This window comes from Rhodobacteraceae bacterium M382, from assembly GCA_025141015.1.
GTDB lineage: Bacteria > Pseudomonadota > Alphaproteobacteria > Rhodobacterales > Rhodobacteraceae > Aliisedimentitalea > Aliisedimentitalea scapharcae.
This window is the reverse complement of the sequence record CP081101.1, coordinates 281,719-287,933: the sequence shown is the minus strand read 5'-3', so window position 1 is coordinate 287,933 and position 6,215 is coordinate 281,719. Positions and strand designations below refer to the sequence as shown.

The 6,215-nt window shown below is 56.6% G+C and carries 7 protein-coding genes; all 7 read right to left on the bottom strand.

Annotation, left to right across the window (positions count from 1 at the left end; all coding sequences use genetic code 11):
- Nucleotides 1–104: 104 nt before the first annotated feature.
- The 7 genes from K3727_23725 to K3727_23695 all read right to left on the bottom strand — a co-directional run bounded on the left by K3727_23725 (nt 105) and on the right by K3727_23695 (nt 6,191).
- Nucleotides 105–1,160: an aromatic ring-hydroxylating dioxygenase subunit alpha gene (locus K3727_23725; protein UWQ93815.1), complete on the bottom strand. Its 1,056-nt coding sequence runs from the start codon at nt 1,158–1,160 to the stop codon at nt 105–107.
- A gap of 125 nt (nt 1,161–1,285) precedes the next feature.
- On the bottom strand, nt 1,286–1,897 hold the full coding sequence (locus K3727_23720) for an XRE family transcriptional regulator (protein ID UWQ93814.1): 612 nt from the start codon (nt 1,895–1,897) through the stop codon (nt 1,286–1,288).
- 438 nt (nt 1,898–2,335) lie between these two features.
- Nucleotides 2,336–3,025 (bottom strand): ABC transporter ATP-binding protein, encoded by a 690-nt coding sequence (locus tag K3727_23715; GenBank protein ID UWQ93813.1) that lies wholly within the window; start codon nt 3,023–3,025, stop codon nt 2,336–2,338.
- A complete protein-coding gene (locus tag K3727_23710) occupies nt 3,022–3,777 on the bottom strand; it encodes an ABC transporter ATP-binding protein (GenBank protein ID UWQ93812.1) in 756 nt (251 codons plus the stop codon). Before K3727_23710 ends, K3727_23715 begins: the two co-directional genes overlap by 4 nt.
- Nucleotides 3,770–4,753: a branched-chain amino acid ABC transporter permease gene (locus K3727_23705; protein UWQ93811.1), complete on the bottom strand. Its 984-nt coding sequence runs from the start codon at nt 4,751–4,753 to the stop codon at nt 3,770–3,772. Before K3727_23705 ends, K3727_23710 begins: the two co-directional genes overlap by 8 nt.
- Before the next feature lies 1 nt (nt 4,754).
- Complete coding sequence (locus K3727_23700) at nt 4,755–5,672, bottom strand: branched-chain amino acid ABC transporter permease (GenBank protein UWQ93810.1); 918 nt, start codon at nt 5,670–5,672, stop codon at nt 4,755–4,757.
- Nucleotides 5,673–5,726: 54 nt separating this feature from the next.
- The gene (locus K3727_23695) at nt 5,727–6,191 is read right to left on the bottom strand and encodes a hypothetical protein (GenBank protein UWQ93809.1); all 465 of its coding nucleotides are present in this window, start codon (nt 6,189–6,191) and stop codon (nt 5,727–5,729) included.
- Nucleotides 6,192–6,215 lie beyond the last annotated feature (24 nt).

Sequence of the window (6,215 nt, the reverse complement as noted above, 5' to 3'; positions counted from 1 at the left end):
ACGGTCGACCCCGCCACACTGGCCTGGTGATGTCGCGGCGAGGCACAACTCCAAGCCGCTTGAACCCTGCTCAAACGCCTTGGTACCTGTGGGATATGCTGGATTTAGTCGGAAGGCTGCTCGGCTTGGATCCGCCGGGCCACTTTTTGACGGAACCGCATCGCTCCTGCATCCAGTCCCAGGTTTAGATACGCAGACTTGCGATTGGCCATTCCGCGCTGGACCTCTTCGAGCACTTCCTTGTCCTCGGTAAATGCCATGATCGCCCCTTCGAACATATGTTTGTCGATCTCGGCGACGCCAGCATGGCGGTTGCGGTGCTGAAACCAGAAGTACAGCGAGTTTTCATGATCCACTGGTGTGATGAAGTTGTAGGAAATGTTCACGAATGCTTCGTCAGACAGCGGCCTGTCCGCGCCACCCTGTCCGGCGGGAGCATAGACCGACATGTTGATTGCTGTAGATGGCACCCGACATTCGTAATGCTGTTTGCGGTCACAATTGTCACCAAAGGTCAGCATCGACGCATAATAGGGTGCGGCTGGCTCTGAATGGATCCAGCGGAAGATCGTGACATGGTCGTCGCTTTCTTCCATCTCCAGTGGCCTGTTGTCGGTGCCGGCTCCGGCAAATGACGTAAGGTGGACCCACGCCACATGACTGGGATCCAGTAGGTTGTCGGTGATATAGAGATAGTTGCAGGCCATCCCCATTGATCCGCGTTCGGTGCGCCCCCATTGGGGATTGTCAAAGTTGGGGATGTCTATGATTTCGCCAGGGTCGGCGGTTTCTTCATCGCCCATCCAAATCCACAGGAACCCCCAACGATCTTCAACCGGATAGGATCGCACGGTCGCTCTTTTGGGGATCGCATTTTCCTGGGTTGGGGCGGCCACACAGGCACCGCTGCAATCAAAGGTCAGGCCATGGTACCCGCAGACCACGGTGCTGCCCTGGATTGACCCTCTGGACAGGGGCAGCTTGCGGTGTGGGCAGGCGTCCTCCAATGCGATGGGTTCACCGGACTCGCCACGAAAGATAACGACATCATCGCCCAGGAAACGGTTCGCCGTCAGGGATTGGCCAAAATCTTCGCTCCGCCCGGCAACATACCAGCAGTTGCGAATGAAGCCGTCACTGCCCGTTAAATCGTTTTGCATGAAATATCTCCCGATTGCGATCCGACCTCGTGATTAGGTCTGGAGCGTATTTAACCATCAGTTGAAAAATTTCATATCAAGAAAAAATGTTCCGAGCAAGAAAAAACGCGGCGCAAGGCCCGGCTTCAATTCATATCTGCACTTTCCGCCTTGGAAATCACGGTTACGAATGTGACCTTGGGTGTCAGCAATTCCACAGGACCATGAGCGGCGTTGGACACAAAAGACAAGCTGTCTCCTGGCTTCATCGTAAACTGCCCATCGCCGCAACGATAAACCATCTCACCGTCCAGCACGTGAATGAATTCAATCCCGCGATGTTGATACAATGGCCGCTTACTGAGCGGTTGTTCCAGTGTGACGGCAAAACTCTCAAAGCTGACATGGTTCGCATCGGCGCGTCCAACCAGTTTGTAGGAGTGGCCAAAGGCACTGCCTTGGCGTTGGACTTGAACGCCTTCGCCTGCAGGAACAAAAGAGACATCCGTCTTTTCCACGGTTCCGGCAAAGAAGTTGATCAGTGGCACGCCGATCGCTTCGGCCAGCGCCCCCAGTGTGGTTAACGACGCCGAAACCTGACCGCGTTCGATCTTGGATATCATTGCTGTGGACACAGAGGCGCGTTTTGACAATTCAGCCAAGGTCAATCCGGCGAGCATGCGGTCATTTTTGACAGCAGCACCGACGATCAGATCAAGAGATGGCCTGTCGTCCAAAGCCTTGCGGGGTTCTTTCATGATATCCTGTGGCGCGTTGTTTTGACGGGAACAGAGTTGCACGGAACGCCGCTCCTTGGAAGTCGTTGCCGTTGGCATTTTCCCATTTTCGCCAGAGCAGGGTCAGATTTTCACAGCTGCTGCTGTGGCAAAGGCGCAGCTGTCATCCCCGTTTCTTCAATCCATCCGTTGGCCGGGAGCGCCGTGAAGGAGCACGACGAAGAACAGGGGGGGGGGGGCGATATCCAGAACATCGAGGCGCGCCAATAGTGTGTTCGCCGGGCCTGGGACCAGCACCGACAATGTCGATGGGGAGCGGGTCCATCCGATTTATCCTGTTGGGCGCACGGCAGAAACACAATGCGGGTCCCACAACATGAAGCACAATGCGCATTGCTGCGCATAGGGCGGCACGACGAATGGAGCCATGGGGGATTGGCTGTCGCCCCTGCCGCCGCCTCAGACGCCCAAATATTGATTGGTCACATCATGAGACAGCTCGGCAAAGGCCCCGGTCCAGACAGATTTTCCTTTTTCGAGAATAACAGCCGTGTCAGCGACAGTGGACAATTCGCGTATGGATTTGTCGATGACCAGAATGGACAAACCAGCGTCTTGTTTCAACCGAGCGATGGCAGACCAGATTTCCTGGCGGATCACCGGAGCAAGCCCCTCGGTGGCTTCGTCCAAGATCAAAAGGCGCGGATTGATCATCAAGGCGCGCCCGATGGCCAGCATCTGTTGTTCACCGCCCGACAATGAAGCCGAAGATTGGTCCCGCCGTTCTGCCAGGCGTGGGAACAGGTCTGACACGGTCTCAAAGCTCCACGCGCCAGGACGCGCCGCTGCGATCAGATTTTCGTAGACTGTCAAGTTCGGAAAACACCGCCGCCCCTCTGGAACCAATCCGACGCCCAAACGGGCGACCCTGTGCGAAGGCAGGTGTGTCAGGTCTGTGCCGTCGAAATTCACAGCCCCGCCGCGGGCCTTTAGCATCTGGCATATGACTTTGACCGTGGTGGTTTTACCCATGCCATTGCGTCCCATCAGCGCAAGAACTTCGCCCGGTGCAATGTCCAGAGAGACATCGAACAACGCCTGTGAGGGACCGTAAAAGGCGGATACATTGGTCAGCTTTAACAGGCTCATGACAGGTCCTCCTCTCCCAAATAGGCTTCGCGGACCGCCGGATCGGACCGGATGTCATCAGCGGTTCCGGTCGCGACGATCTGGCCATAGACCAGCACGCTGATCCGATTGGCGAGCGAAAACACAACGTCCATATCATGTTCGATCAACAGGATCGGAGCCTGATGGCGCAATGTGTCCAAAACACCCGTCAGATGGTGCGACCCTTCGGCCCCCAGACCGGCCATGGGTTCATCCATCAGGAACACCCGCGGGTTCAGGGTCAGGGCGACTGCGACCTCCAGTTGACGTCTCTGACCATGGGACAGGTCGGCGGTTCGATAATTGGCAAAATCCTCCAACCCGACGCGGTCCAATGCCGTCATCGCGGTCTCCAGCAGGCCAGCGTCCTTCATCACCCGGTTGAACAGGCGAAACACTGTGCCACGTTTCCCCAGCGCTCCGAGCACCACGTTCTGTAAAACGGTGAATTCCATCGCCAGAGACGAGATCTGGAACGTGCGCCCCAGTCCCTTTTGGGCGCGTTTCACTGCATCCAGTGGTGTGACGTTTTCGCCCTGAAACCAAACCGTGCCGCTGTCAGATGCCTCGCTGCCTGCGATCTGTCGGATCAGAGTGGACTTCCCCGCACCATTGGGGCCGATCAAGGCGTGGATTTCGCCAGGACGCAGGTCCAGAGACACACCATTGGTCGCCTTGAGAGCGCCATAGGATTTATGCAGGTCCCGAACGTCCAGAATGGGCTTAGTCATGGGCGACCTCCCGTCCGGCCAGCAGTTCGATCAGGCCACCACGGGCAAACAGCACAACGGCCAACAGCAATCCACCCAGATAGATGTGCCAGAATTCGGAAATGCCACCCAGCACATGTTCCAGCAGGATGAACAGGGCCGCGCCGACGACTGGCCCAAACAACCGGCCTACACCGCCAAGAATGACAAAAATCATGATCTCTCCGCTGGTTTGCCAACTGAACATTGCCGGGCTGACAAAACGGTTGAGATCCGCATAAAGCGCGCCGGACAAGCCAGTGATCGCACCGGACAAGGTAAACGCCATCAACCGGACGCGAAACGGTTCAACACCGACGGTTTGCACCCTTTCGGCATTCTGCCGTGCGGCGGCCAGCACCAGGCCAAACGACGACCCAGCAACCCGTCCGGAAACACCCAAAACCACCAGAAGCAACACAAAACAGATACCAAAGAACTGCATCGGATCCAGGGTGTTGAGGCCGGGGAATTCGTTGCGGACATAGATCGACAATCCGTCTTCGCCGCCATAAGCGGGCCAACTGATTGCAAAGTAATAGAACATCTGACCAAAGGCCAAGGTGATCATGATAAAATAGACGCCGGCCGTGCGCAGTGAAAGTGCGCCGATCAGCAAGGCCGCCAAGGCGCTGATCACAACAGCCAACACCCAAATCACAGGCATCTGGTTGCTGCCCTCGATCAGGAACGGCCATTCCATCAGCGGGGAATAGTCCTGTGCGTGGCTAGCCAGGATGCCCATGGCATACCCGCCGATGCCAAAAAATGCAGCGTGACCAAAGCTGACCAAACCGCCCAAGCCAAGAGCCAGGTTCAACCCGACCCCGGCGATGGCAAAGATGACAACCTTGGTTGTCAGCGAGATGATAAAGATCTCGCCGGTCGATTTTGCCCACAGCGGCACGGCGATCAGCACCGCCAGAACCGCCAGATTGATCCATCGTTCACGTGTCATCTCAGGCCTTTCCATACAGTCCAGTTGGGCGGAACAGCAGGATGCCTGCCATCAACACATAGATTGACATCGACGCCAGCGAAGAGCCGACCGAATTGGCGGCCGCTGGGTCCATGAACAGGCCGAACACACCAGGCAGCAGCACGCGGCCAACAGTGTCGGTCAGGCCGACGAGAATAGACCCAACCAGCGCACCTTTGATCGAGCCGATACCGCCAATCACGATCACAACAAATGCCAGGATCAGCACAGGTTCTCCCATTCCGACCTGCACCGACTGGATCGCGCCCACCAATGCCCCGGCAAATCCGGCCAACGCGGCCCCCAAGGCAAACACCAATGTATACAGCCGGGAGATATCCACGCCCAATGCGGCAATCATTTCACGATCGCTTTCACCGGCGCGAATACGGATACCGATACGGGTCCGGCGGATCAGGGCGAACAGTCCGACGGCAACAGTCAGACCAATGGCGATGATGGTTAAACGATACAGCGGATATTCGATCCCACCGGGCAGGCTGACCGGGCCCGAAAGGGCAGGGGGGACATCCAGAAACAGCGGGAATGACCCAAAGATCCACCGCGTGCCTTCGGAAAAGATCAGAATCAACGCGAATGTGGCCAGCACCTGATCCAGATGATCCCGGTCATATAATCGGCGGATGATGGTGAATTCGACGATCGCACCGGCCAGCGCGGCCGCCATCAGACTGGCCGCCAGAGCCAGCACAAAGGATCCGGTGGCCGCAGCCACGGCCGAGGCTGCAAAAGCACCGATCATATAGAGCGAGCCATGCGCCAGATTGATCAGCCCCATCACGCCAAAGATCAGAGTCAGCCCTGCCGCGGTCAGAAACAGCATGACGCCAAATTGCAGCCCGTTCAAAAGCTGTTCGAAGAAAAGAACGAATGTCACAGGATTTCTACTTTGTTTGCTTTGATCACGCCCGCGCTCTTGTGATCGCGGGGGTCAACCTTTGGACGTGTCAAAAGGCGGTGGAGCACAATCAACGTCTTTGTCAAATCGCCACAGTTTGACGGACCAGGATTTTTCCAGAGAGCGCCTGAGTTCATGCGATAGGCAATAGGACCGTGTCCTGAGATAGGGCGAGCCATCTTCAAGCGCGGTCTTGAAAGCCGCCATTTCTGCTTCGACTCGCGAATTTTCGACCAACACCAGTTCACCCCAATACAATTCGAAGAACCGACGTTCGGCTGTTTTCCATTCAGGCGTGTCACGACCGGCGGTCGCAAGGACGGAAACTGTGGAAACAGCGTCGCGATACATTTCCAGCTGATAGTCGAGAAATGGTCGCTTGGCCTCAAGACGTTTGCTGATCAGAAACTCCGTCGCCCCCCAGGCGATACCCAAAAAGGCGACGAAGGTAGCCAGGAGCTTCAATTTGGCTTCCAGGGCCGAAGGCTCTTTTGCCATGTTGATCTCCTGATCCTTTGCCTA